Origin of the sequence: Parafrankia sp. FMc2 (genome assembly GCF_041008525.1) — a bacterium.
Lineage (GTDB): Bacteria > Actinomycetota > Actinomycetes > Frankiales > Frankiaceae > Parafrankia.
Genome location: NZ_JBFLUG010000439.1, coordinates 1 through 948, shown reverse-complemented (window position 1 = coordinate 948; position 948 = coordinate 1). Strand labels below are relative to the sequence as shown.

1 protein-coding gene is annotated in these 948 nt (G+C 67.1%); it reads right to left on the bottom strand.

What is annotated here, in order from left to right; translation table 11 throughout:
• On the bottom strand, window positions 1–948 hold a 948-nt coding region (locus AB1460_RS37810; protein ID WP_368967388.1), incomplete at both ends, for an IS256 family transposase.

The following is a 948-nucleotide window of genomic DNA, read 5'->3' as shown; positions in this document are numbered from 1 at the left end:
AGATCTGCTTCCAGATCTGCCGCGGGTAGGCAGTGAACGCGAGCAGGTCGGCCTTCGCGTGGGAGAGATGGTCGGCGGCTTTGGGAAGCTTCTCGGTGAGAGCTTCGACAACCCGGTCGAACTGCACGGTGACCGCGGTCGCGTCGGCCTGCTCGAAGATGGTTCTCACCAGCGTGGCGACCCACGGCTGCGACGACTTCGGGGCCACGTTCGACAAGTCGCGGAGGTAATGCGTCCGACACCTTTGCCACGACGCGCCGGGCAGTGTCGACCCGATCGCGTTCACCAGCCCGCGGTGGGCATCGGAGGTCACCAGCCGCACGCCGGACAGGCCGCGGGCGACCAGGCCCCGGAAGAACGCCAGCCAGCCGGCGCCGTCCTCGCTGCTCACGACATCGAGGCCGAGGATCTCCCGGTGCCCGTCGCCGTTCACTCCGACGGCGAGCAGGCAGTGAACGTTGATCACGCGGCCGTCCTCGCGGACCTTCATCGTCAACGCATCAGCCTGGACGAACCGGTACGGGCCGGCGTCCAGCGGCCTCGAGCGAAACGCCTCGACCTGGGCATCGAGCTGCTTCGCCAGCACCGACACCTGCGACTTCGAGATGTTCGCGACGCCGAGTTGCTCGACGAGCTTGTCGACGCGCCGCGTGGACACCCCGAGCAGATAGGAGGTGGCCACCACCGAGATCAACGCCTGCTCGGCACGTCGACGTCGGGTCAACAACCATTCCGGGAAATACGACCCCTGACGCAGCTTCGGTACCGCCAGCTCGGTCGTTCCCGTCCGGGTGTCCCACTCCCGCGCCCGATAGCCGTTCCGCCGGTTCACCCGCTCCGGGGATATCTCGCCATATTCCGCATTGCAGACGCCGTCCACCTCGGCGCCCATCAACGCCTCCGCGAACGTCTTCACCATCGAGCCCAGCAGGTCTGGACTCGCTGCCA